Here is a 24,282-nt window from a genome sequence, read left to right as displayed (position 1 = left end):
TATCCGCAGCGCGGCCATGAAACGTTTCCTCTGGTACATAGGCAATGCCATTTTTATCCTGCTTGTCGCGGTTATGCTGCTGACAGAAGTAGTGATATTGGGCATCCAGTTTCCAGCGATACAAACCGAGGTGGTCAACCGCGTAGCCAAATGGCTTTCCAAAGAGCTCCAACACCCCACGTCCGTAGGCCGCGTAAACGTCCAGTGGTTTGATGCCGTTTCGTTGGAAGATGTCACCATCTTGGACCGTAACGGTCGCCCGATGATTGATGTAGCCCGCATTGATATTAATCACGATTTTTGGTCCCTTATTTTCAGCAAAGGTAAGAAGACTTTTGGCACCACCCTCGACGAAGCCACACTTTACAAACCTTCGGTATGGCTCGTAAAGAACCCTAAAACGGGAGAATTAAACCTTGATGCATTCATTGCCCGTATTGAAGAGCTAACAGCCAACCCCAATGCCCCTGGCGTAAAAGATCAAAACGTACCTTTTGTCATCAAACAGGTTCACCTCATCGACGGCTCTTTTCGGTGGGACGACCCGCGCGAAAAACCAATGCAGGGCAAAACCTTTGACTATAACCACTTTACCCTCAAAAGTATCAACGGAGAAGCCAAGAATTTTCTAGTTTTGGGGGACACCATCGCCTTGAAAGTTCAGAACTTACGCACCTTCGATAAACGCACCAACCTCACCATCAAAGAGCTGGACAGCAAAGTGTTGTATTGTCGTACCAAGTTGGAATTGGCCCAATTGTACGCACGCATCGGCAATTCGGTGATTGGCAACTATATTTCTTTCAACTACGATTCGCCCGCCGCTTTTGGCGATTTTAACGAAAAAATCCTGATGCGGGCACACTTAGACAGTACCCGCGTGCGCTCCGAAGATTTGGGCTGGTTTGCCGATTATCTTTTTACCCTCGACGAAACTTGGCACGCCAACGGCAATTTTGTGGGCACGGTCAACAATTTCCGTTTGTCCGAAACAAACTTACGGTTTGGAAAAAATAGCGTGTTGCGCGGCGACATTGGCTTTAAGGGCGTGACAGAGTTTGAAACATCGGTGATGGCCTTTGACCTCAAAAATACCCGCGTTGACGCCGCCGATTTACGCCAATATTACCCCGAAAAATCGTTCAATGACTTGGTTCAGAAATTTGGGGTAGTTGATTTTTCGGGAAAATACAACGGTACCTACGACAAGTTTAAGCTCAACGGCGATTTTAAAACGGCCTTAGGACAAGTGACGGTGAAAGAACTGGAAATGAACCTAGCCGCCAAAATCCCGACCTACACGGCCGACATCAACACGCATAATTTTGACCTAGGCAAGCTAGTTGACGACGACGATTTTTCGGAGATAGACCTCAACGGCAAAATCAGCGGCAAAGGCTTCTCGCTCAAAACCGCCTCTCTCAACCTCAACGGACGCTTGCCACGCTTCCGCTACAATAATTATGACTACCGCAATGTGTTTCTCAACGGAACGCTTCAAAATAAGTTTTTCAAGGGCTCGGTCATCGTCAAAGACTCCAACCTTATTGCGGATGTAGACGGAGCATTTGATTTCTCAAAACCCAAATACGTCTACCACGCCGAGGGGTTTATTCAGCGGGCTGACCTTCGGGCGCTCAAATTCATGAACGACTCGCTCATGATTCATACCGAACTAAACGTGGATTTGGAAGGAAACACGATGGATGAAATCGTGGGACGGGCTAAATTTCTGAATAGCTACGCCACTTTCAAAAAGCGTAACATTGTAGTAGATACCCTATTGGTTGATTCTCGCCTGACCGATGGCCTCCGCCGTCTGTTTATCTCTTCCGAGTTTTTTAATTTTCAGGCGCAGGGCGTTTTCCAACCGACCAAAGCCGTGGCCGATTTGGCACAGTTGTTTGATGAATACCAAATGTATTTCTTCGGCGACGAAGGCGCGCGGCTCCAATACTACGAGGACAAAAAGCGCAAGCAGCCTTTTTGGCAACGGTACAGCATTGACTACCGCATCCGCGCAAAAAAAATGGATCAATTGCTGGCCTTTCTCTACCCCGACGGCTACGTATCCAACGGCTCTACGGCCGAGGGGGTGTTCACCGTTGACAATACGTCCATTTTTTCAATGACGGGGCAGTTTGATACCCTCAAAATCGGCAATAACTCCTTTTATAATTCAGAGCTTGACCTCAACACGTCTAAATTCACCAATAGCCCCGAGGTGCTGGCGTCGGCCATTATAAATTCGGAGAAACAACAATTGGTGGGCATTGCCCCCACCGAAAAACTGGCCCTTGAGGCCGCGTGGGAAACCGACCACATCAATTTCAGAAGTAGTCTGCGCCAGCAAAACATGTCTAACCGCGCTACACTCAACGGCGAACTTCGGTTTGTGGGCGATTATCTTTATTTACAATTCAGAAAATCGAAACTCCGTTTGCTCGAAGAAGACTGGAACGTAGACCCCAACAATCTCATCACCATCATGGGGCCAAACGTCACGTTGAGCAACGTTAATCTAAAACCCAACGGAAAGGACCAACTTCTAGCGCTGAACGGTGAAATCTCGACCGACTCAACCAAAACACTTTCGTTTGAAACCCGTAACTTTGAACTCACTAACCTAACGCCCCTTATCAACGTCAATCTGGCAGGTACCGTCAACGGAACTGTTACGATGCGGGATTTGTACAGGACGCTAATTTTTGACACCAAGGCCGACGTACAGAAGCTGACCTACAATAACTTTTTGATGGGCAACCTCACCGGCGACGGCGAATGGGACCCCATCGACAAGCACCTCCACGTGGATATTCATCTGGATTCAAAAGCCAAACGTGAACTTTCTATTACTGGCACTTACACCCCAAACCAAGCCAACAACGAATTAGATTTAAGGGCCAATTTCAGCGAAACCAACCTGCAACTGCTTGAACCTTTTGCGCGCGGTTTGGTCTCGGATTTGAGCGGACGCGCCGTGGGGGCCGTTTCTATCACAGGCCCTGTCACTGCGCCGGTACTGGATGGAACGGTTGATGTAAAGCAGGGCCGCCTTACGTTTGATTACCTCAAAGCGGTGTTTTCCTTTGAAGACAAAGTGTACTTCGGCGAAAGCGATATTCGCGTCCGGAATTTACGCCTGACCGACCCCGAAGGCAATACCGCTACGTTGCGAGGCGGTGTATACCACGATAGTTTTAATAAATTCTCGCTGGGTTTTGATGCTGATATGCGTAATTTCAAAATCCTAAATACCACCATTCGAGACAATGAACTGTTTTATGGGAGTGCCTACGCCACGGGAAAAATGGAGATTTTTGGCCCTATAAACAACTTCAAAATCAGCGCGGATTTGACCAGCAACCGGGGCACAAAAATCTACATTCCACTCGACGGTGCCGCCGAAGTAGCATCGGAGGATTTTGTGCAATTTGTCTCTTCGCTACCCGATACCGCCAACAAACAGACCGCAAATAAAGACAAGATTGTACCTGCCGAAGAAAGCATTATTAAAATGGATTTTCGGTTAAACATGACGCCCGATGCGTATTGCGAAATCCAGTTTGACCGCCAAACGGGCGATGCCATCAAGGCCTACGGACGCGGGTTGATTAACCTTAAAATAGATACGCGCGGCGATTTCAACATGAGCGGTGCCTACGAAATTCAAAACGGAGACTACCTCTTTACCCTCCAAAACGTTATCAATAAGAAATTTCAGATTCAGAAAGGAAGTCGTATTTCGTGGACGGGCGACCCCTACGGTGCCACCCTCGACGTAAAAGCAAACTATACCTCTAGTGCTTTACTTTCACCGCTGTTTCAAACAAGCGGCACCTCCACCACCAACGAACTCAATACCCGGCGCTATCCCGTAGAAGTGATGATTTCGTTAAATGAAAAAATGCTTTCTCCGCAGATTTCGTATGGCTTGAAGTTCAAAGAATACCCTTCTACTTTGTCGTACCAAATCACGGCCGTAGAAGAGCGCCTCAAGCGCGATGAGCAGTATCTGTCGCAGCAGGTAAGTAGTATGCTGCTCTTTGGGCAGTTGATTTCCGACCAAAACAACATTTTGTTACAATCGGCTTCGGGACTGACCAACAGCCTCAGCGAGATGGTCACGAGCCAATTGAGCAAATGGGGCTCATCCATCAATGAAAACTTAGAACTCGGCGTTTCGGGACTGAACCTTAACTTTAACGAAGCAAACCCCAACGCCATCAATAACCTTCAATTACGTTTTTCGTACCGATTCCTCAACGACCGTTTCCGCATCACCCGCGATGGGCGACTGTCGTACGGCCAAAACCAATACGATGCCACCAGTTTACTATTAGACTGGACCCTCGAATATTGGCTCACCGACGACGGCAGCCAACGCCTCCGAATGTATAACCGCAACATCCAGAACCAAATCACTGCCAGCGGGCCTAATGCCATTTCGTACGGAGCGAGTTATTTGTTTACGCGCAGTTTCAACAATTTCAGATTCTTCGGTCCCAAAGCATCCCGCCCCGAACCTACCCCGCCCCCAACACCTACCCCAAAAACCAATTCTGGGCGCTTGACCACCTACCGTAATTTGGAGGAATTGAAGAATTAGGTGCGCTTATTCTGTAGCCTTATTGGCACCCTCAAAATCGCTATTAGGCGGTATTTTGATTTCCAATATCCAAAAAATAACTTAGTCTAAAACCTGTTTTTGAATGGTTAGTAGAAATAAATTTGAATAAAATAGTGGTACGCCGCGTTAGCATTCTATTCATAAGCAACTTTTAAGTAGAAGGATATCTTCTTCAAGCTTATGTATTTTACATTTTTCTGTTCATCATTTTTCTGTTTATATACTTTTGATGTCGTCACTTATTTTTTGGAAAAACTGGAATCCCGTTCAACGTTTTTTATACACCACCTCGCTGGGCCTGCTCGCTCTGGGCCTAATGGCATTGTTATTTTTTCATTATAGAGGCCTTGAAAACACCGTCCGCTGGGAGGTTTTGAGCGAATTGGACGAGGTGCCCGTACCGCTAGACAGCCTGACGCTTTCTGAAAATGCAACACAAGATAGTTCGGCAACAAAGGGGCAAGCAGCCAAATCACAAATCCTCCTCCCTGGCAAAGCCTATTTATTGAAAGAACAATTTGTACCCTTTCAGACCGACCTACCCGCTTGGTTGGTTTGGGGCTATTGGGGCATCGTGCTGGCGGGCGTGGTGTTGCTTTTGAGTGCCGTTACGGTGCTTACTGGTCGGTGGTACATTGGTGCAATGATGATTTTTATCGGCCTGTTGGCGGGTTTGCATTTAGAGGTACTACAACTTTTTGGTTCTGAAAAAGCCCTGGGCTTCGGCATTGCGGCGGTTTTGCTCGGCGGCGTCAGCTACTATCTACACGCTTTCCGCGACGATATTACGATTGAGCGCCGGATATTTATCTTTACGGCGCTGACAATTTCGCTGGCGGTATTCTTTTCTTTTTTTTCCAAAACACCGTTTACCGCCCTCACGATTACCTCTTATTCTTTAGTACCGTTATTGATAATCGCCGTTATTTTTATCGGATGGTTGTCTATCGAAATCATCGCTGGTTTTGTGTACATCGTTACGCATCCACGCACGGGATTCGGAAAGAGCAGCTTGCCCAACTTTTTGTTTATCACGGGCTTATATCTTTTTAGTGTTTTGCTACTGTACCTCAAAATCACGCGGCAGACCGAAACCAACTTCCTCTATCTTAGTCCTTTTGTGCTGTATTGCGTCAGTTTGGTGCTGGGCATTTGGAGTCTTGCCAAACGAACCGAAACCGCCATACCTTTCCGGGAAGTGGCCGTTTGGCTGTATGCTGGGCTAGGATTAGTCACCACGGGCGTCATGGCATTTGTGTTGTTTACCGACAATAATCCGCTAATTGAAGTGTTTGAAGATGCCGTTATTTATTCCCAACTGGCGATGGGGACGGTGTTTGTGGGCTATATCGGGCTCAATTTTTGGCCTTTGTTCAAACAAAGCAAGGCCGTCTATAAAGTCATGTACAAGCCTATGCGTATTATGCAGTCGCAAGTTTGGCTGATTGGCGTGATGGGCGTTGTACTACTCATATCGCTCAATCGTTTCCACAGCATTGACCAAGCCCGTGCGGGGCATTACAACGCCTTGGGAGATTTGCACACGGCTACCCAAGAATACCTGCTTGCGGAGCAATATTATCAATTGGCGCTTGATTTGGATTTTCAAAATCATAAGTCTGGGTTTTCGCTGGCTTCGCTGGCGTTGCGTCAGGGCGACCGCCTCAGCGCGGGGGCGTACTTTCAACAAGCATTACACAAAGACCCCACACCACAAGCATATGCTGGTCTGAGTCAGGCGCTGTTGAACGAAAATCTGTTTTTTGATGCTGTTTTTAACCTACGAAAAGGCCTGCAAACCTTCACCCACAGCGGCGAGTTGCACAATAATTTGGGCTATCTCTACACCCGTACGGCCATCGCAGATTCGGCCTATTATTATTTTGAACTGGCCCGACAGCACGCGGTCAATACCGCCGTGGCCGAAACAAACCTCTTGGCATTTTGGGGAAAAGCCTTGGCCGCCGTCGATTCTGCCAATGCTTTAGCAGCCCTTGGACTTACAAAAGCTGATTTTCGGGAAACCAACCTTTTGCAAAGCGTCAAAACGTCACTTTCTCACGAAGCCAACCGCATTGCGTTGGCCCAATTGGTGGGCGAAAAAACAAAGGTTGAAAAAACGCAACTCGCCCTAGCCAGCGATTCGGCCTTGAGCGTCAATAATTTTGCGTACCTGTACAACACCAATCAATACGCGCAAGACACTAGCCTTGCTAATCTATTCAGAAAATTAATCAATACGGGCAACAACGGAAATTTTTACAATGAGTTGCAGGTAGCCTACGCTTACTCAGAATACAATCGCGATAAAATTGCGGCTTTCGACATCCTAGCCGCCCAAACCGTGGCAGACACCTCCAAAAAAGTAGCCCTAGCCCGCCAAACACTTCAATTCTGGTTGTTGAGAGAACGAACCGAAGAGGACGCCGCCGCTAATATGGCCAAAAGTTTAACCACCGAAGCCGACTTTCTGACGGCCCTCCGAAAGCACCCGTTTAGCCTACCGATTTTGCAAAAAGCCACCGTTTTTTTCAATCAACAAAAACAACCCAAAACCGCATACCAATTCATTTTAAACGCCCTCAGGTTTCGGCGGGATTCTCCAGAATTGGTAAAAACGTACATTCTTCAATGCCTTCATTTACGCCTAACAGATTTCGCCGAAGAGGGTCTTCGCGACCTGTTTGCGCTCACCTCATTTACCGACTATCAATCATTTCTGAAAATCTATCAGTCCCAACGCGCACTCATCGAAAAAGAACGTGGAAGTTTTCAATGAAAATTGTACTTTTACCCATTCATTTTGCCCTATAAACGCTTTCAAATTTAAATAACCCACTCTTTATGTGGAAAGTACTGGCCACTGGCTTAGGTGTCTTAGCTGTATTATTCAGTTGCGTTTTTGCTTACTTTTATTTTAAATACTTGCGTTATGAAGAGGATTTTGTAGCTGAATTTTTGCTTAAAAACCCTAAAAAGTGCGCAGTCTTTTGGGTACGCAATGACTCATTATTAGTTGGGCATCGGTCAGACACCCTGATGCCGTTAGCGAGCACGGCCAAGACCATCGTTGCTGTTGAGTTTGCTCAACAGTCGGCCGAAGGAAAAGTTAGCCTTACCGAACGAGTTCCGTTGAGCGAGGTGGCACGGTTCTATATTCCTGACACTGACGGCGGTGCGCACCGTGCCTGGTTAGAAAGTTTGAAAACGTCAAAATCAACTGACAACAATACCGCGTCGTTGATGGAGGTGGCCAAAGGCATGATGCAATTTAGTAGCAATGCCAATACTGAGTTTTTAATGTGGAAATTGGGGTTGAACAATATCAATGCCAACCTCCCAAAACTAGGCCTCGGTAAGCACCAACCACTGTATCCATTTGTGTCGGCGCTGTACGTGTGTTCGGATGAGCACTCCGCCACGGGGCTAAAAAAAATGCCCCTGTCGCTGTACCTCCAACGCACCAATAAGTACTTTGAATTGCTTAAAGTGGATACTACGGTCAAAGCCAAGTTCAATATGGCCAATGTTCCGCTTCCAGTGCAGCGCATTTGGTCAGACCGCCTTCCTGGCTCAACCGTTCGGGAATACGCGGGATTGATGAAAAAAATAAACAGTCGGACTTATTTTAGCAAAAGCGCCCAAACGGTTTTGGATACATTGATGGAATGGCCTATGCGATTGCATCCTGACAACAAAAAGAAGTTTGTCCATTTTGGAGCCAAGGGCGGCTCTACGGCATTTGTGCTAAATTATGCCTTATATGCCACTGACAAACAAGGGAATAAAACCGAGATGGTTATTTTTACCAACAACCTAGGCGTTTTTGAGCAAACCCTTTTGCAAGCTGAGTTTCAGGTTTTTATCCAAAGAATATTGACCAACGACGCCAAAAACAAAGACATACTGTCTATTCTAAAAAAACTTAACTAACACGCCTTTATCATCCATTTATACGCACGGACGTTTATTTTAGCGAAAATCATTCAGTCATGAAAATCATCGAAACCTCCCACATTGCCAAACGCTACATCATGGGTAGCGAAGTGATAGATGCCCTCAAAGACGTAACGATTTCGGTCAACAAAGGTGAATATGTGGCCTTTATGGGGCCCTCAGGCTCTGGAAAATCTACCCTGATGAATATCATCGGCTGCTTGGACACACCTACTTCGGGCAAATACGTCCTGAACCGCAAGGACGTCAGTGACATGAGCGAAAATGAATTGGCCGAAGTGCGTAACAAAGAAATTGGGTTTGTGTTTCAGACCTTTAATCTCCTGCCCCGCATGACCTCGCTCGAAAACGTGGCCCTGCCCCTGATTTATGCAGGATACACCAAAGCGCAACGCACCGAAAAAGCAATGCTTGCCCTCAAAAACGTGGGACTAGAAAACCGCGCGGGTCACCGCCCCAACGAACTCTCTGGTGGGCAGCGCCAACGTGTAGCCGTTGCCCGGGCATTGGTCAACGACCCCAGTATTTTGCTGGCCGATGAGCCCACAGGAAACTTAGACAGCCGAACCTCCTACGAAATCATGGATTTGTTTGACCAACTGCATTCTAAGGGAAACACCATCGTAGTGGTAACGCACGAAGACGACATCGCCAAATACGCCCACCGTATCATCCGTCTCCGTGATGGTTTGGTAGAGTCCGACATGGTCAATCCCAATCCCACCAAAGTCGTTTTAACACCGCAGGGGTTAGAAAGCTAAGAAGGCATTTAGATATTAATAATGAAGGGGGTAAGAAGTGATGAGATTTAGACTCAACTTCTTACCCCCTTTGCTTTTTCTTATTTCTTAAGCCTTCAACTCACTTCAAAAAAGGTTTATCGACAACCATTTCTGTTTCAATCAACGAAGGCGCAATTCTGAGGCGGTCGCTATCGGGAGTTTCTGAAACTCCTCGGCGGGCATTACGATTGCCCGTAATTTGATAATAGGCCTCCGATAAAAGTGGCTCGCGCAAATCTCCGAACGCATATAACGGCTGAGAAAAATCTTCTTTAATCACCACATTCGGGGTAAAGCCTGCCGTATAATCAGATTGCCCCGCCGAATTGAAAACCTTAATCACAATCGGCATCATTCCCTGCGGAAACCGATTTTTGGGGTCTTTGATAAGAATAGAGCCCACGTTTTTGCCGACCGTAACATCGCCAATAATAAACACATCCATAAAAGGTTTCAAGGCATTGATAACCAACTCACTCGCCGAAGCGGTACGGCTACTCACCAATACATACACCCGCTGTACGTTTCCACCGATGTTCTCGGTTTTAGGTTGGAAATAGTTCACATTAAAGTCTTTCCCTTGCTTCTTTTCCAGTTCGGGAGTCACGGTTGCGTTGTACTCATCACGCGAAAAAACCGTTTTGTCGGTTACGCCTTTGGCGATAAAACTGCCCAACGTACGAGCCGTAGACGTGTATCCGCCTCCATTGTAGCGCAAATCAAGGATGAATTCGTTGATGCCTGCCGCCTTGAATTTACCGAAAATGGCCGCCATCTTTTGGTCGTACAAGGGCTGTTCACTGTTATTGGGTTTGGAATAAAAGCGATTATACACCAAATACCCAATCTTTTTTGTTCCTTTTGTATAAACCGTATCCAACAGCATCGGGTCTTCCTGCAACGGTTGCGCTACTACCGTTTTGGTCTGGTCGCCAGATACAAAGGCTTTGTTTTCATAACGCCCCATCGTGTACACATAATTCGTCCCTTCTGCCAAGAGTGGCCCGTAATTATCCACCGTTGCGAGCTGTCCATCTACCGTAATCTTACTGAAAACATCCCCGCGCTTGATACCCGCCTTCGCCGCTGGCGAGCCCGGAAATACGTACATCACAAAAGCCGCAATGGTATTGTTGCTGTTGTACAACGCCAATCGCGCGCCCGTCGTTTTGCTTTCACCCGACAACGAAGATTCCGTTTCTTCCGCATTTTCTAAAAAACGAGAAAAGCGGTCGCCGTCTGGACGAGCGGTTCTATCAAACGTATAAAGCAACGAATTAAAAAATGTTTCGGGCGCCAATGATTTATTTTCTAAAGCACCCGCTGGAATTTTGTCCTTCCAGTAGTACCAATAATCCATGTTGACCGAGATAAATTCGTTCACCAACTCATCCCCTGCTTTTACGTCGGTTTGCTTACACGCACTCATCCCCGCCAATGACGCAACGATGGCAAAAAGAAGTGTTTTTGAAATTAATTTCTGCATATTTGTTGAGAAGGTTTTGACGTAGAAAAACGTGATAAACTCAAATTTATTTTAAATCCCTGACAAGCCCAACTTTACCATCTTTCATTTATTATTTACGACAAATTGTACACTCAAATGTTTTTACGAACCATTATTTTTTTAACATTTTTTCTGCCCACGCTCCTCGTGGCCCAATGGGTTCCGCAAATCAGCCATACAGAAGCGCATTTCAGGGCCATTTCGGCCATTAACGAAAAAGCCATTTGGGCAGGCGGTAGCAAAGGAACGGTGCTGCGCACCACCACTGGCGGCGAAAATTGGACTGTTTTACAGGTGCCCGGCGCAGAAAAACTGGATTTTAGGGGCATTAAGGGCCTTGATGAAAAAACCGCCGTGGCCGTCAGTGCAGGCTTGGCAGAGGAAGGACAAGCGCGTATTTATCGCACCGACGACGCGGGCAAAACGTGGACACAAGTTTGGCAAACTGACCAAAAAGGCGTTTTTCTGGACGGAATTGCCTTTTGGGACAAAAAGAACGGACTCATCTTCGGCGACCCCATCGACGGCCATTTATACCTTCTCAAAACCACCGACGGCGGCAAAACCTGGGAGCGCCTCTCACCTGCTACGCTACCCGCCAATTTACCCAACGAGGCTTCTTTTGCCGCCAGCAATTCGACGATGGTAATGCAAGGCACCAAAAATGTTTGGGTTGGCACCGGCGGCGCTGACCGCGCCCGCGTTTTTCGCTCTACCGACCAGGGCGCTACTTGGCAAGTAACCGATACGCCCATGAAAGCCAATGCATCCTCAGGAATATTTGGGTTGCATTTTTGGGACGCAAAAAACGGCATCGCCGTGGGCGGCGACTATAAAGCCGAGAAACAAGCTTTTGAGAATGTAATCATAACCAACGATGGTGGCAAAACTTGGCAAAAAAGCACCCCAACAACCCCCGATGGGCTCAAAGAAGCGGTTTATAAATTAAAAAATGGCACGTTGGTCGCCGTCGGCCCTGCGGGAAGCGGCTGGTCCAAAGACAACGGAAAAACCTGGCAAGCGCTCACGGGAGCCTCCAACGGCCTCCACGCCCTGACCTGCGTGGGCAATACCTGTTGGGCCATCGGTTCAAAAGGACAAATCGTGCGATTGTCAAATTAATCCTTTAGATTTACGGCATAAAATAAATAGTTGCATCGGGGTGCTTCATTTGAGGCTGAGATTACACCCGTGAACCTGAACCGGTTAGGACCGGCGTAGGAAATGCGTCACACTGAAAACATTCATATCATCCATAGCCACATTTCCCCTTTTTGGGGGAGGTGTGGCTTTTTTTTGTTACAACTATGAGCTTTGAAATCGTCAAAAAAGACCTGACCAACTGGCAAAACCGCAAGGAGTGGTTCTTTAATCGGGAATTTACCGATACCTACGAACAATGGTACGAAGGCCCTTACAAACGGGCCGAAGTGTGGCAGAAGAAAGTCATCGAACAACTCGTCAAAAAGGACTCTCGCATCAACACCCTCTTGGAATTTGGCTGCGGTACTACACGATTTACCCGGTGGTGGCATCAAATCGGCATTGAGGCTTCAGGCGGCGATATTTCGCCTTTTATGTTGTCCCAAGCTGTGCATTTGTTCAAAGGCGATTTGGTCATGGCCGACTCTCACTTCATGCCCTTCAAAGACCACACCTTCGATGCCGTGGCGTTTATTACCACTTTTGAGTACTACCGCGACCCCGTTCGGGTGATTCGCGAAGCGGCGCGGGTAGGCAAACACGGCATTGTATTTGGAATGATGAACCGCAATTCGCCAAAGGTAGCACGTCGGCGTATTCAGCAGGCATTCGGCAAAAACCCTTTTTACGTCACGGCTACTTTCTACACCCCCAATCACCTCATTTCGGTCATTGATGAAGCCCTAAAAGGCCGCGAATACAGCATTGAATGGACTTGTACTGGCCTGCCTAAGTGGTTTCCAGTGCAGCAATGGAGCGTGCCGTACGGCGATTTTTTTGGGTTGTACGTCAAACTTCTGTAAACCATGAAAACAAACGAAACGGGGAAAATAACGGACGAGGCGTTTAAAAATCATATTTTCCCTTACTGCGGTGCCGCCCGCAAAGAGGTGAAAATTGGCCCGTATTTCGGCACCGATATTTCCCTCATTACATTACCCAACGGGTACGAAATGGCCCTCACCAGCGACCCACTTTCTTATATTCCGAGCCTCGGGCTGGAAGAATCGGCGTGGTTGTCGGTGCATTTGATGGCCAACGACATGGCTACTACGGGCGTAGCGCCGCAATATGCGCAGTTTGTACTGAACCTTCCTACGGAGGTGTCAGAGACTGATTTTCAGGCGTATTGGCAATATATCCACCGCTTTTGTCAGCAAATCGGCGTCGCCATCACGGGCGGACATACGGGGCGGTTTGAAGGCATCAACTCAACCATTGCGGGCGGTGGCACCATGATTGCCGTGGCCGAAAAAGGCAAAATGCTGTGCAGCCAATGGGCGCAACCTAGCCACGACATCATCGTGACCAAACAAGCCGCGTTGATTGCCACCTCTATTTTGGCGCGTAGCTTTCCCAATACGGTCAAAAATGAATGCGGTGTGGCTGTTTTTCAGGAAGCCTCGGAACTGTTTTACCAAACAACCAGCCTGAAAGAAGGGCTGATTGCGTCGGCTTTCAACGAAAAGGAAGGGCCGAGCGTGATGGCTATGCACGACGTAACCGAAGGCGGCATCTTAGGTGCTATCTACGAAATGGCCGTGGCTTCTGAGTGCGGTGCAGAAGTAGTAACCGATTCATTACCCATCGGCCCCGTTGTTAAAACTGTGTGCGACTTTTTTGCCATTGACCCCGCCTATTCGGTAGGAGCTGGTGCAATGATTATGGCCGTAAAACCCGAAAAAACGGCCCAATTGATTCAAAAACTAACAGAAGAAGGGATTCCCGCAACCCGCGTCGGCAAATTTACGACCTCCGAAAAAGGGATTCGACAACGTACCCAAGCAGGGTATTCTCGCATCATTCCACCCGCAACCGACCCGTACTGGGCGGCTTTTTTCAATGCTTTAACCCAAGGACTTACATGAAAAAACGTAACGAAATAACGGGCGGGGTGTATTTGGTCATTGACCCAAGTTGGGACAGTGCATTTACCTTACCTCGATTGGCGCAGGCCCTCCACGCGGGCATCAGCACGGTGCAAATCTGGGACCATTGGTCCGAGAAAACCAACAAAATCGCTTTTATCCAAGAAATTACGGCGTTGGCCCACGCGGCAGAAGTGCCCGTTTTGATCAATAATCACTGGGAATTAGTAAAAGAAACCGCTTTGGACGGGGTTCATTTTGACCACCCACGCGCCGAAATTGAGGAGATTGAAACCCTCATCGGTCGCTCATTTTTGAAGGGAATCACCTGCGGTAATGATTTGACCACGGTACATTGGGCCAATGACCACCAATTTGATTACGTTTCTTTTTGCTCCTTATTCCCGTCGTCCTCGGCTGATTCCTGCGAAATTGTGACCAAAGCCACCGTACAGAAAGCCCGAAAGCTGACTAAAATGCCCATTTTCGTCGCGGGAGGAATCTCCTTAGAAAATATTGCTACGCTGCAAGACTGCGGCATCAATGGCGTGGCCCTTATCTCGGCCATCATGAAGTCAGCCAATCCGTTTGAAACCACCCAACAATTCAACAATCATTTTTCAACATCATCCCATGAAACCAACCCTCGTCCATAAACTCTGCTGTCCGTTTGACAAGCAAGACCTCCAACTCACGATTATAAAGCAAGATACCGACCAAAACATCATTGAAGGGCTGCTTACCTGCGAAACCTGCCGGCGGTATTATCCCATCGTGTACGGAATCCCCATCATGAACCCCGACGAATACCGCGAAAAACAGCTCGAAGAACCCATTCTGCAACGTTGGTCGAAGCAGCTGGGGGCGGGTTTTAAAGAGAAATTATTGAAGTAAAATTCAACGGGAGATTCCTACTTTTTAGCAGGAATCTCTCCCAAATCAACCTTGTTGGTGTCTTTGTTCCAGTAGAGACGGTAGTTTTTGCCAGAATCTATTTTGTATTCTTCGCTGGCTTTGTCGAGGGTGCTCACACGCATATACACTTGGTTATCAGCCAATTTAAACTCCGCTTTCTTTTTGGATGGAAGAAAAAAGGCCTGCCAATTGCTACGGTCGCCGCTTACTTCATAAGAAACTTCACCGCTCAATTCGTTTTGAATAGAAAACGGATAGCGGTCGTTGATGGGGTCTTCGGCCACGTCGGCCAAGGCCACGATTTCTACTTTTACCGTCACCAAAGGCCCTTTGCCTTTTTTCTTAATTCCCACGTATAATTCTTCTCCCGCGCAGGTTGTACTCAGCACTCCCACGGTGCTTTTGGTGCTGTCGATTTTCTGACAAGCTTCCGCATCTTTTCCAGAATCAAATCGGCCAGCAGCGTTTTTGTCGGCAAAGAAATACACCTCTACCCCCACTTCACCGTTGGGTTCGGCGAGGTAAGGTGTAAAATCAAATCTTTCTTTTGACAATGAGTCGGGATTAATGACGCGCAGGCTTTTATAGAAAGTATCGGAAGTATTTACTTTATCGTTCTGATAAACCGTAACCCGGTAAAATGCCGTTTTTGTGCCTTTGGGGAGCGATACTTTAATCGGCTTATTTTTGGCCAAAACCTTGTTTACCATATTATTAGGGCGAAAAACCACGTAGTCCACAATGACTTCTTGAAGCATTTTCTGGGCGGTAGCGTTGATGGTCATCAAAAACGCGCTCAATAGACTAAAGAGGAATATTTTTTTCATAGTAACTAAAAGTTGTAAGCGGATACACAACGTAAAAATGGGGATTTTATTTTCAGACAGGCTATCTTTGCCCCATGAACCTGCTTAAATTACTGCGCATCAATTGGGCTTTTATCCTTCCATACGGTCTCTTTCTGCTGGGACTTGGCAGCTACCAACTCCTTTATCGTCAGGGCATTATTAGTTTAGAAGTCAATCATTTTTATCATCCTTGGGCCGACGTGTTTTTCAAATACGTTACCCATTTGGGCGACGGAGCTTTTGTGATTGGCCTAGGATTGCTCATGCTGTATCGGTCGCGCCCTAAAGGGATTCTGGTTTTGGCTTCCTACGCCATTTCGGGCATTATTGCGCAATTGATTAAGAATTTCGGATTTCCAAAAGAACCACGTCCCGCAGAATATTTTTCGGGGATGATGCAGCATCTACACACCGTTGAGGGGGTTGAATTGAGTCATTGGAATAGCTTTCCATCGGGTCATACAACCTCGGCGTTTGCATTATTTGCCTTAATTGCGATTTGGATTAAATCTCCGCTTTTGAAATTTTTATGTTTGATAACCGCCGCAACCATCGGCTTTTCCAGAATGTATTTGATGCAACACTTTCTGATTGATGTGTACGTTGGGTCATTATTGGGGACACTGACGGCCTATACCTTGGTTTTAAACAGTCACCGATTCAGACTAACATCTAGGCTTTAGATACTGAATATCAACACAATACGCATAAAATCCATTTTATTGGCTGATAAACTCACTAACCATTGAAAAACCAATCTTCCATCTCAATCGAAAAACCCTGGGTCGTGGCCCTGCTGGCTTTTGTTTTTTTTGTTCCTTATTTAGGCAACGTCCATTTATTTGACTGGGACGAAATCAACTTTGCCGAATCGGCGCGCGAAATGTTGGCCACGGGCAATTATCTGCGCGTACAGATTGATTATCAACCTTTTTGGGAAAAACCACCTTTGTTTATCTGGATACAGGCATTGTCGATGAAAGTGTTTGGGGTCAACGAATTTGCCGCCCGTTTTCCCAATGCCGTCGTCGGAATCATTACCTTATTGACCTTTTATTTTGTGGGCAAACGTCTAATTGACGCCCGATTCGGCTTTTTATGGGCCTTGGCTTATCTGGGTTCGGTCACGCCGCATTTGTATTTTAAGTCAGGAATTATCGACCCATTATTCAACTATTTCATGTTTTTGAGCGTGCTATACCTCATCGCTCCTTTGAAAAAAGAAACCCAGTCGAGTAGCCTGCGCTTTTTTCTTGCGGGTATTTTTGCGGGGTTGGCGGTATGGACCAAGGGTCCCGTGGGGGTGGGCGTGCCCACGTTAACCTTGGGCGCATTTTGGCTCATCCGTTATTTTCAGCATCGCCCGTCTGACCTACATCCGTCTGACGGTTTGAAACCGTCGGACGGATATGCTAACAGTCCGAAACCGTCGGACGGGTTCTTCTCCCTCAAAAACATCCTCATCTATGGCATTACTGCGGGCGTACTTACGGCAGGTTGGATGTTGGCCATTATTTGGGAAAGCGGCTGGGCTACATTTGTGGCTTTTTTGGAGTATTTATATCGCCTCGGTGCTACCTCCGAAGCCGACCACGGCCAACCGTTTTATTATCATTTTGTGGTGGTTTTGATTGGTTGCTTCCCTATTTCGGTGCTTGGCTTGCCGTATGTGAGTCGAATTCTTACTCCTCTGCTCCAAAAATTAGGCAAGGCTCCCCAGGAGGAGGTGACAACTTCTGAAAAGCTTTCTTCCTTTACATTGATGATGCTTTGCTTGTTTTGGGTGGTGATGATTGTGTTTTCTATTGTCACGACCAAAATTGTGCATTATAGTTCCCTGACCTATTTCCCGCTGTCGTTTTTGGCGGCTTTGTGGTTGTACCGTTGGCTAAAAAATGAAATTACGTGGCCGCGTTGGATGACCGTTTTATTGCTCATCATTGGGTTTATCCTGTCGCTGGTGCTCACTGCCGTACCGCTCATTGGGATGTATTCGGCGGCGGTTACGCCCTACATAGATGATGTATTTGTGGTGGCCAATTTGCAAGCTCCCGTGGAGTGGGCAGGGCATGAATGGTTGTTTGGCGTACTGTATTTCGGAACAATTGTGTTTTCAACCATTCTATGGAAAAACCGCAAGTTACTGGCAATCAGAATATTATTTTTCGCTACTGCGCTTTTATTGTTTGTTTACGGTGCCGTAGTTGTACCCAAAATTGAAGGCTATACCCAGCGGACCGTCATTGATTTTTACCAGTCCAAACGAGGTCAGGATGTGTACGTTTGGCCCATTGGATTTAAGAGTTATGCGCAGTTTTTTTACTTCAAAAAGCCCATTGGTGTGCGCCTCGAAGCAAGCAACGAAGACTGGCTGCTAAATGGCCCCGTAGATAAACCTACGTTTTTGATTTCGCGCCTCGACCGTGCCGAACAATTCCGTAACCACCCAAATCTGGAACTGCTTAAAGAAGAAAACGGCTTTGTCTTCTTCCGCCGAAAGCCTGATTATGAGAAGATTTCGGAATCGCTGAAGAAATAAACACATTCAAAAGGAAGGCTTTAAGAGGTCTTCCTTTTTTGTTTTCAAGAATTTATTTTTCCTTTTTATTTGGAAAACAAAAATGTAATTAATTCCTTTGTAACATATTTAACCATTTGGTTAAACTTATAAGTTAAACATGACAGAAATAGAACTATCCACCGAAGAAAAAATCTTAAAAGCCGCTGAAGAAGTCTTCATGCGTGACGGCTACGACGGCTCACGTATGCAGGACATCGCCGATGTAGCCGGCATCAATAAAGCGCTTTTGCATTATTATTTTCGTTCCAAAGACAAGTTGTTTGAGAAAGTGTTTGACGCAAAAATCCAGAGTTTTTTTCCAAAAATGGGCGAAAAATTTAGTCAAGACATTCCTTTTGTTGATAAAATTCACATTTTTATTGAAGGGTACATGGATCTGTTGCTTAAAAATCCGTACCTGCCTTTGTTTGTACTCAATACCGTGAATAACAAAGACAAATCGGCATTCATAAAAAAATTGCCGATTGAACTGAGCCGGCAAGTAGCCCAAAGCTATTATGTTGAATTCAAAAAGGGGAATGTGAGAGAGTTAAATCCTGCTCAGTTTATCATGTCATTGATGGGGATGTGTATTTTTCCATTTTTGGCAAAACCCATTTTGCTCGACATGTTCAAGGCCGATAATGACACTTTTGACAAGTTGATGGAAGAGCGCATTCAGGAATTGAAACACTATGTAACATTGATTTTAACCCCTTAATTTTTTTACCCCATTTTTAACCAAATAGTTAAACTTTCAGGTTATGCGAAGTTTTATTTTATACATGGGCCTTTTGTTGGTTTTAAATCACATCGGCCATGCGCAAACGCCCCTGTCGTTGGAAGATTGCTACCGACAAGCCGAAATGCACAGCCCGCTGGCGGCTCAAACGCGCTTGATTCAAGAGGCCACCGAACTACAAATCAAGATTTTAAGCAGCAGCTACGTACCCCAATCCCGTCTCAACGGACAAGCCACTTGGCAGTCGGATGTTACGAGTTTACCCATCAAATTACCCAATTTCGAAATTTCGCCCCCGCCCAAAGACCAGTACAAATTGACACTTGACGTGACCCAAACCATCTGGGACGGCGGCGTAATCCAAAAACAAAAATCAGTGGCTTTGGCCAATCAACAAGCCGAACAACAAAAAGTAGCGGTGGACCTCTATCAGATTCGCGAACAAGTCAGCAATCTGTTTTTTGGGGCGCTTTTTGCCGAACGGCAGCTCCATAATTTCGAGATTCTCCAAAAAGAATTGCGGGCCAAACTCACCAAAACCCAAGCCTCAGTGCAAAACGGCATCGCGATTCGTTCCAATGTTTTGTCTTTAGAAGCCCGATTGCTGGAAATTGAACAGCAATTGTTGGAAACCCAAAAACGACGCACTGCCGCTCTGGAAGGTCTTTCGCTGTTGACGGGTACGGCAATTGATACGAACACGCCACTTGTGCCCCCCCCCGTAGAAACGCAAAATTCAGAAATTGTTCGTCCTGAATTGCGCTTATTTGACGCCCAAAAACAAACCTTGGCCGTCAACGAGCAAGTAATCAAAGCCAAAAATGCCCCCAAACTTTCGGCATTTGCCACGGGTGGGTACGGCCGACCGGGGCTCAATTTTTTGGCAACGAGCTTCCAAACCTATTTCATCGGGGGCGTACAACTGCAAATTCCGCTCACGCATTGGTACACCAAAAGTCAGGGGATGGAAATTAGGCAGTTGAGGGCCAACCAACAACGCATAGAACGGCAACGCGAAAGTTTTTTGCTCGCTACGCAGGTTAGATTAGCCAATCAGCGCCGGGAAGTGGAGCGCATACAGGCACTGGTCGAAAGCGACCGTAAGCTCATCGACATTCGAAGTACCATTCGCAAAGCCTCCGAATCACAACTCGACAACGGCATCATCACCGCCAGCGACTATCTGACCGAAGTAAACAACGAAGATACCGCCCGCCAAAATCAAATATTGCACGAAGTGCAACTACTACAAGCCCAAAATAACCTGCGCCTGACGGCAGGAAACTAAAACAATCTTATCATTATGAATCGCACTTACCTCTCTCTTTTTCTTCTCATTGGCTTGGCCGCTTGCAATGGCGACAACCAAGAATTTGACGCCAGCGGCGTTTTTGAAGCCGACGAAGTGATTATTTCGTCCGAATCAGTCGGAAAAATCCTCCGCTTTGAGGTGGAAGAAGGCACCGAGCTGAAAGCAGGTCAAGTCATCGGGAGCGTTGATTGTAAAAATCTCTCGCTCCAAAAATCCCAAATTGAAGCCAGCATTGATGCGTTAGGCCAAAAAACCAACGACGCCGCACCCCAAACGCAGATTATCCGTGAGCAACTTGTTTTGCAACAACGCCAAATTGCCACCCAACGTGAGCAATTAAGGATTCTTGAACGCGAGCGCAAACGCATTGAAAATCTCGTCAAAGCCGAAGCCGTTCCAGCCAAACAGTTAGACGATGTCGAGGGGCAAATTGACGTCTTGAAAAAGCAAATTGAAGCCACCGAAAGTCAGGTAAGCGTGCTGAATCAACAGATTAAATCACAGCAACAACAGGTTTCGATTCAAAATCGTGGCGTGTTGAGCGAACGCAAACCGCTGGAAGAGCGCATTGCTCAGATGGACGACCAACTCCAACGTTGCAGCATCACCAATCCGATTGATGGCACGGTGTTGGTCAAATACGCCACCGCCGACGAAATGACCGCTACGGGAAAAGCTTTGTATAAAATCGCCAATCTTTCGACGCTCACGCTACGGGCCTATATCACGGGCGACCAACTCGCCAAAATCAAACTTAACCAACCAGTGAAGGTATTTGTGGACAACGGTAAAGAGACCTACAAAGAAATGAGCGGAACCGTGACGTGGATTGCGAGCAAAGCCGAATTTACGCCCAAGACCATCCAGACCAAAGACGAGCGTGCCAACTTGGTTTATGCGACCAAAATCAAGGTCAAAAACGACGGCTACCTCAAAATCGGCATGTACGGGGAAGTTAAATTATAACTAAAATGGCAACAGTCCACGTAGAAAATATCAAAAAAACGTACGATAAAGGCAGCGTCTTGGCCCTCGACAACGTCAGTTTTGACGTAAAATCGGGCGAGTTGTTTGGCCTCATCGGCCCCGACGGCGCGGGTAAAACCTCCCTTTTTCGGATTTTGACCACCCTCCTCCTCCCCGACGGCGGCCACGCCCAAGTTGCAGGGCTAGACGTGGTCAACGATTTATGGAAAATCAGGCGCATCGTGGGCTACATGCCCGGAAAGTTTTCGTTATACCAAGATTTGAGTATTGAAGAAAATCTCCAGTTTTTCGCTACCGTTTTCAACACAACGGTCGAGAAAAACTACCACTTGATTGAAGACATTTACGTACAGATTGAGCCGTTCAAAAAACGCTTGGCGGGCAAACTTTCGGGCGGAATGAAGCAGAAATTGGCGCTTTGTTGCGCTCTCATTCACGAGCCCAAAGTGCTGTTTTTGGACGAACCCACCACGGGCGTTGATCCCGTATCCCGCAAAGAATTTTGGGATATGCTCGACCGCCTCAAAACCCGGGGCATCACGATTGTGGTATCCACCCCTTACATGGATGAAGCCAGTCGCTGTGACCGCATCGCCCTGATTCAGAAAGGAAAGATTTTGGAATTGGACACGCTGCCTAAAATCATCGGACGCCACGCCCAAAACCTGTACGCCGTCAATGCTGACAACCGTTACCAGCTAATGCACGACCTACGAAAACCCGCCGAAATCGAAAGTTCTTTTGCCTTCGGCGAAGAGCAACACGTAACGCTCCGTACCCCAGAAAACGGTGAAAATTACCTCATCGACTACCTTACCCAAACGGGACATTCGGACATTACGGTGAGAAAAATCGACCCCACTATTGAGGATGTTTTCATCAAACTCATGCTCGAAAACCAATAAAACCTATGCCGCAACCGGTCATTTATACCCACCAACTTACCCGCAAATTCGGCGATTTTGTGGCCGTTGATGCCATTACGTTTGATGTACAGCCGGGCGAAATTTTTGGCTTTCTGGGAGCCAACGGTGCCGGAAAAACCACCGCTATGCGTATTTTGTGCGGCCTGCTCACACCTACCTCAGGGCAGGCCACTGTTGCGGGTTTTGATGTGTATCGCCAAAACGAAGAAATCAAAAAGCAAATCGGCTACATGAGCCAAAAGTTTTCCTTGTACGAAAACCTGACCGTGCGCGAAAACATTCAGTTTTTCGGCGGCATTTACGGCCTTTCGCGCCAGGAATTGAAAGACAAAACCAACGTGCTCATCGACCGCCTCGGCCTGCACAACGAAGCCGATAAACTGGTAGGTGCCTTGCCGTTGGGCTGGAAACAAAAAATCTCTTTTTCGGTCGCTATCCTTCACCGCCCCAAAATTGTCTTTCTCGACGAACCCACGGGCGGCGTAGACCCGATTACTCGTCGGCAGTTTTGGGACATGATTTACGAGGCCGCCCACGATGGTATCACGGTGTTTGTCACAACACACTACATGGACGAAGCCGAATACTGCGACCGCGTTTCTATCATGGTAGACGGGGCCATTGCGGCATTGGATACCCCTGCAGGACTCAAAAAACAGTTCAATGCCACCAATATGGACGAGGTATTTCTGCAATTGGCGCGCGGCGCGAAGAGAGGAGATTAGGGAAAGCCCTTTGTCGTTCTGAAAAAACCTAAAACCGCGTTGAAATGCAATAAAAATAAAGCACGGTATGCCAGCATGACAAAGAAATGCATGACAAAAAATAAACCTGAAGTAACAACATGAAAACCTTTTTCGCTTTTATCCAAAAAGAATTTCGGCACGTACTGCGCGATAAACGCAGCTTGGTGATTTTGTTTGGATTACCCGTCGTGATGATGATTCTGTTTGGGTTTGCGTTGTCGAGCGAAGTCAAAAACTCCAACGTGGCCATCCTTGATTACGCCCAAGACGATGCGTCGCGCCTGCTGATTGACCGAATCGACCAAAGCCAGTACTTCAGCGTGCACCAAAAACTGCATTCGGAGGCCGAGATTGAACAAGTTTTTCGTAAAGGGCAAGTGCGCTTAGTGGTTATTTTTCCTCAACATTTTCAGCAGGACTTACTCCACAGCAATCACGTGCAGGTACGCCTCGTCGGCGATGCCTCCGACCCCAACACGTCCAACATCGTCATCAACTACGCGTCAAGTATTTTTCGGGATTACCAGAACGAACTAAGCAATAACAAAAAACTGCCGTACAGCATCAAGACCGAAACCCGAATGCTGTACAACCCACAACTAAAAAGTTCGTACAACTTCGTTCCGGGCGTAATGACCCTGATTTTGATGCTGTTGGGTGCCATGATGACCTCGGTTTCGATTGTCAAAGAAAAAGAAATGGGTACCATGGAAATTCTGCTGGTATCGCCCATGCGACCGCTGTTGGTGGTGTTGAGCAAGGCCATTCCGTACATGGTGCTGTGTTTTATTGATGTTGTCATCATTCTGCTCTTGGCGGTTTTTCTGTTGGAGATGCCCATTCGCGGCAGTTTGTTTTTGCTTTTGGCCGAAAGTCTCCTGTTTATTCTCACTACACTCTCGTTGGGGCTGCTGGTGTCATCGGTGGTTGATTCGCAACAAACGGCCATGTTTTTGTCGTTGGTGGGTTTTCTGATGCCCGCGTTGGTGTTCAGCGGTTTTATGTTTCCCATCGAAAACATGCCCTTACCGTTGCGAATCATGAGCAATATCGTGCCAACCAAATGGTATTACAGTATCGTACGGGCCATCATGGTCAAAGGCTTGGGCTTCTCGTACGTCATCAAACAAACCTTGATTTTGGTCGGTATGACCGTCTTTTTTCTGGGTATTGCCATTCGTAAATTTAAAATTCGGCTGGCATAAAATGCCTCACCCCCTCGCTTCGCTCGTCCCCTCTCCAAATTGGAGAGGGGTGTCATTTCTGAACTTAAAGGACGAAATGACAGGGTGAGGCTTA

Annotated in this window: 19 protein-coding genes and 1 riboswitch; of the genes, 17 read left to right on the top strand and 2 right to left on the bottom strand. The window is 47.0% G+C overall.

Annotated elements, in window-relative coordinates:
- Positions 1-16: 16 nt before the first annotated feature.
- The 4 genes from NCI00_RS16735 to NCI00_RS16720 all read left to right on the top strand — a co-directional run bounded on the left by NCI00_RS16735 (position 17) and on the right by NCI00_RS16720 (position 9,348).
- The gene (locus NCI00_RS16735; RefSeq protein ID WP_253529380.1) at positions 17-4,609 is read left to right on the top strand and encodes a translocation/assembly module TamB domain-containing protein; all 4,593 of its coding nucleotides are present in this window, start codon (positions 17-19) and stop codon (positions 4,607-4,609) included.
- Between the two features lie 250 nt (positions 4,610-4,859).
- Entirely contained in the window at positions 4,860-7,409 is a 2,550-nt protein-coding gene (locus NCI00_RS16730; protein WP_253529377.1) for a tetratricopeptide repeat protein, read from the top strand.
- A gap of 65 nt (positions 7,410-7,474) precedes the next feature.
- Positions 7,475-8,563: a serine hydrolase gene (locus NCI00_RS16725; RefSeq protein WP_253529374.1), complete on the top strand. Its 1,089-nt coding sequence runs from the start codon at positions 7,475-7,477 to the stop codon at positions 8,561-8,563.
- Positions 8,564-8,622: 59 nt separating this feature from the next.
- Positions 8,623-9,348 (top strand): ABC transporter ATP-binding protein, encoded by a 726-nt coding sequence (locus NCI00_RS16720; RefSeq protein WP_253529371.1) that lies wholly within the window; start codon positions 8,623-8,625, stop codon positions 9,346-9,348.
- Positions 9,349-9,448: 100 nt separating this feature from the next.
- Here NCI00_RS16720 and NCI00_RS16715 read toward each other — a convergent pair whose 3' ends face one another.
- Positions 9,449-10,855, bottom strand: coding sequence for a S41 family peptidase (locus NCI00_RS16715; protein ID WP_253529368.1), 1,407 nt, complete (start codon positions 10,853-10,855; stop codon positions 9,449-9,451).
- 117 nt (positions 10,856-10,972) lie between these two features.
- Here NCI00_RS16715 and NCI00_RS16710 point away from each other — a divergent pair, with 117 nt between their 5' ends.
- The 5 genes from NCI00_RS16710 to NCI00_RS16690 all read left to right on the top strand — a co-directional run bounded on the left by NCI00_RS16710 (position 10,973) and on the right by NCI00_RS16690 (position 14,841).
- Positions 10,973-11,998, top strand: coding sequence for a WD40/YVTN/BNR-like repeat-containing protein (locus tag NCI00_RS16710; protein ID WP_253529365.1), 1,026 nt, complete (start codon positions 10,973-10,975; stop codon positions 11,996-11,998).
- A gap of 26 nt (positions 11,999-12,024) precedes the next feature.
- Positions 12,025-12,117, top strand: a riboswitch (TPP riboswitch).
- Between the two features lie 66 nt (positions 12,118-12,183).
- The gene (locus NCI00_RS16705) at positions 12,184-12,882 is read left to right on the top strand and encodes a class I SAM-dependent methyltransferase (protein ID WP_253529363.1); all 699 of its coding nucleotides are present in this window, start codon (positions 12,184-12,186) and stop codon (positions 12,880-12,882) included.
- 3 nt (positions 12,883-12,885) lie between these two features.
- On the top strand, positions 12,886-13,947 hold the full coding sequence (locus tag NCI00_RS16700) for an AIR synthase family protein (RefSeq protein WP_253529362.1): 1,062 nt from the start codon (positions 12,886-12,888) through the stop codon (positions 13,945-13,947).
- Positions 13,944-14,603, top strand: coding sequence for a thiamine phosphate synthase (locus tag NCI00_RS16695; protein ID WP_253529361.1), 660 nt, complete (start codon positions 13,944-13,946; stop codon positions 14,601-14,603). The genes NCI00_RS16700 and NCI00_RS16695 overlap by 4 nt, the downstream gene beginning before the upstream one ends.
- Positions 14,581-14,841 carry a Trm112 family protein gene (locus NCI00_RS16690; RefSeq protein WP_114460401.1) on the top strand — a complete coding sequence of 87 codons (261 nt, stop codon included), beginning with the start codon at positions 14,581-14,583 and terminating at the stop codon, positions 14,839-14,841. The genes NCI00_RS16695 and NCI00_RS16690 overlap by 23 nt, the downstream gene beginning before the upstream one ends.
- 17 nt (positions 14,842-14,858) lie before the next feature.
- Here the strand turns inward: NCI00_RS16690 and NCI00_RS16685 are convergent, their stop codons facing one another.
- The gene (locus NCI00_RS16685; protein ID WP_253529360.1) at positions 14,859-15,689 is read right to left on the bottom strand and encodes a hypothetical protein; all 831 of its coding nucleotides are present in this window, start codon (positions 15,687-15,689) and stop codon (positions 14,859-14,861) included.
- Positions 15,690-15,763: 74 nt separating this feature from the next.
- Here NCI00_RS16685 and NCI00_RS16680 point away from each other — a divergent pair, with 74 nt between their 5' ends.
- The 8 genes from NCI00_RS16680 (at position 15,764) to NCI00_RS16645 (ending at position 24,188) form a co-directional block, all read left to right on the top strand.
- The gene (locus NCI00_RS16680) at positions 15,764-16,393 is read left to right on the top strand and encodes a phosphatase PAP2 family protein (RefSeq protein ID WP_253529359.1); all 630 of its coding nucleotides are present in this window, start codon (positions 15,764-15,766) and stop codon (positions 16,391-16,393) included.
- A 62-nt stretch (positions 16,394-16,455) separates the two neighbouring features.
- A complete protein-coding gene (locus NCI00_RS16675) occupies positions 16,456-18,249 on the top strand; it encodes an ArnT family glycosyltransferase (protein WP_253529358.1) in 1,794 nt (597 codons plus the stop codon).
- A gap of 139 nt (positions 18,250-18,388) precedes the next feature.
- A complete protein-coding gene (locus NCI00_RS16670; RefSeq protein ID WP_253529357.1) occupies positions 18,389-18,991 on the top strand; it encodes a TetR/AcrR family transcriptional regulator in 603 nt (200 codons plus the stop codon).
- Positions 18,992-19,034: 43 nt separating this feature from the next.
- Positions 19,035-20,300, top strand: a complete 1,266-nt coding sequence (locus NCI00_RS16665; protein ID WP_253529355.1) for a TolC family protein — start codon at positions 19,035-19,037, stop codon at positions 20,298-20,300.
- A 15-nt stretch (positions 20,301-20,315) separates the two neighbouring features.
- Complete coding sequence (locus NCI00_RS16660; RefSeq protein WP_253529352.1) at positions 20,316-21,290, top strand: HlyD family secretion protein; 975 nt, start codon at positions 20,316-20,318, stop codon at positions 21,288-21,290.
- Between the two features lie 5 nt (positions 21,291-21,295).
- Positions 21,296-22,216: an ABC transporter ATP-binding protein gene (locus tag NCI00_RS16655; protein ID WP_253529350.1), complete on the top strand. Its 921-nt coding sequence runs from the start codon at positions 21,296-21,298 to the stop codon at positions 22,214-22,216.
- A 5-nt stretch (positions 22,217-22,221) separates the two neighbouring features.
- On the top strand, positions 22,222-22,962 hold the full coding sequence (locus tag NCI00_RS16650) for an ABC transporter ATP-binding protein (RefSeq protein WP_253529349.1): 741 nt from the start codon (positions 22,222-22,224) through the stop codon (positions 22,960-22,962).
- 119 nt (positions 22,963-23,081) lie between these two features.
- Positions 23,082-24,188, top strand: a complete 1,107-nt coding sequence (locus tag NCI00_RS16645; protein WP_253529348.1) for an ABC transporter permease — start codon at positions 23,082-23,084, stop codon at positions 24,186-24,188.
- The last annotated feature ends 94 nt before the right edge of the window (positions 24,189-24,282 follow it).

Source organism: Runella salmonicolor, from assembly GCF_024158025.1.
In the GTDB taxonomy this organism is placed as follows: domain Bacteria; phylum Bacteroidota; class Bacteroidia; order Cytophagales; family Spirosomataceae; genus Runella; species Runella salmonicolor.
Note: the sequence above shows the minus strand (reverse complement) of the source record. Positions and strands in the feature narration are given on the sequence as shown.

Bases quoted from the DNA above. Each gene is read 5' to 3' on its own strand.
- NCI00_RS16645 (WP_253529348.1), top strand. From the start codon at position 23,082: ATGAAAACCTTTTTCGCTTTTATCCAAAAAGAATTTCGGCACGTACTG.
- NCI00_RS16685 (WP_253529360.1), bottom strand. From the start codon at position 15,689: ATGAAAAAAATATTCCTCTTTAGTCTATTGAGCGCGTTTTTGATGACC.
- NCI00_RS16725 (WP_253529374.1), top strand. From the start codon at position 7,475: ATGTGGAAAGTACTGGCCACTGGCTTAGGTGTCTTAGCTGTATTATTC.
- NCI00_RS16720 (WP_253529371.1), top strand. From the start codon at position 8,623: ATGAAAATCATCGAAACCTCCCACATTGCCAAACGCTACATCATGGGT.
- NCI00_RS16665 (WP_253529355.1), top strand. From the start codon at position 19,035: ATGCGAAGTTTTATTTTATACATGGGCCTTTTGTTGGTTTTAAATCAC.
- NCI00_RS16735 (WP_253529380.1), top strand. From the start codon at position 17: ATGAAACGTTTCCTCTGGTACATAGGCAATGCCATTTTTATCCTGCTT.
- NCI00_RS16715 (WP_253529368.1), bottom strand. From the start codon at position 10,855: ATGCAGAAATTAATTTCAAAAACACTTCTTTTTGCCATCGTTGCGTCA.
- NCI00_RS16655 (WP_253529350.1), top strand. From the start codon at position 21,296: ATGGCAACAGTCCACGTAGAAAATATCAAAAAAACGTACGATAAAGGC.
- NCI00_RS16660 (WP_253529352.1), top strand. From the start codon at position 20,316: ATGAATCGCACTTACCTCTCTCTTTTTCTTCTCATTGGCTTGGCCGCT.
- NCI00_RS16690 (WP_114460401.1), top strand. From the start codon at position 14,581: ATGAAACCAACCCTCGTCCATAAACTCTGCTGTCCGTTTGACAAGCAA.
- NCI00_RS16700 (WP_253529362.1), top strand. From the start codon at position 12,886: ATGAAAACAAACGAAACGGGGAAAATAACGGACGAGGCGTTTAAAAAT.
- NCI00_RS16650 (WP_253529349.1), top strand. From the start codon at position 22,222: ATGCCGCAACCGGTCATTTATACCCACCAACTTACCCGCAAATTCGGC.
- NCI00_RS16680 (WP_253529359.1), top strand. From the start codon at position 15,764: ATGAACCTGCTTAAATTACTGCGCATCAATTGGGCTTTTATCCTTCCA.
- NCI00_RS16670 (WP_253529357.1), top strand. From the start codon at position 18,389: ATGACAGAAATAGAACTATCCACCGAAGAAAAAATCTTAAAAGCCGCT.
- NCI00_RS16730 (WP_253529377.1), top strand. From the start codon at position 4,860: ATGTCGTCACTTATTTTTTGGAAAAACTGGAATCCCGTTCAACGTTTT.
- NCI00_RS16710 (WP_253529365.1), top strand. From the start codon at position 10,973: ATGTTTTTACGAACCATTATTTTTTTAACATTTTTTCTGCCCACGCTC.
- NCI00_RS16705 (WP_253529363.1), top strand. From the start codon at position 12,184: ATGAGCTTTGAAATCGTCAAAAAAGACCTGACCAACTGGCAAAACCGC.
- NCI00_RS16695 (WP_253529361.1), top strand. From the start codon at position 13,944: ATGAAAAAACGTAACGAAATAACGGGCGGGGTGTATTTGGTCATTGAC.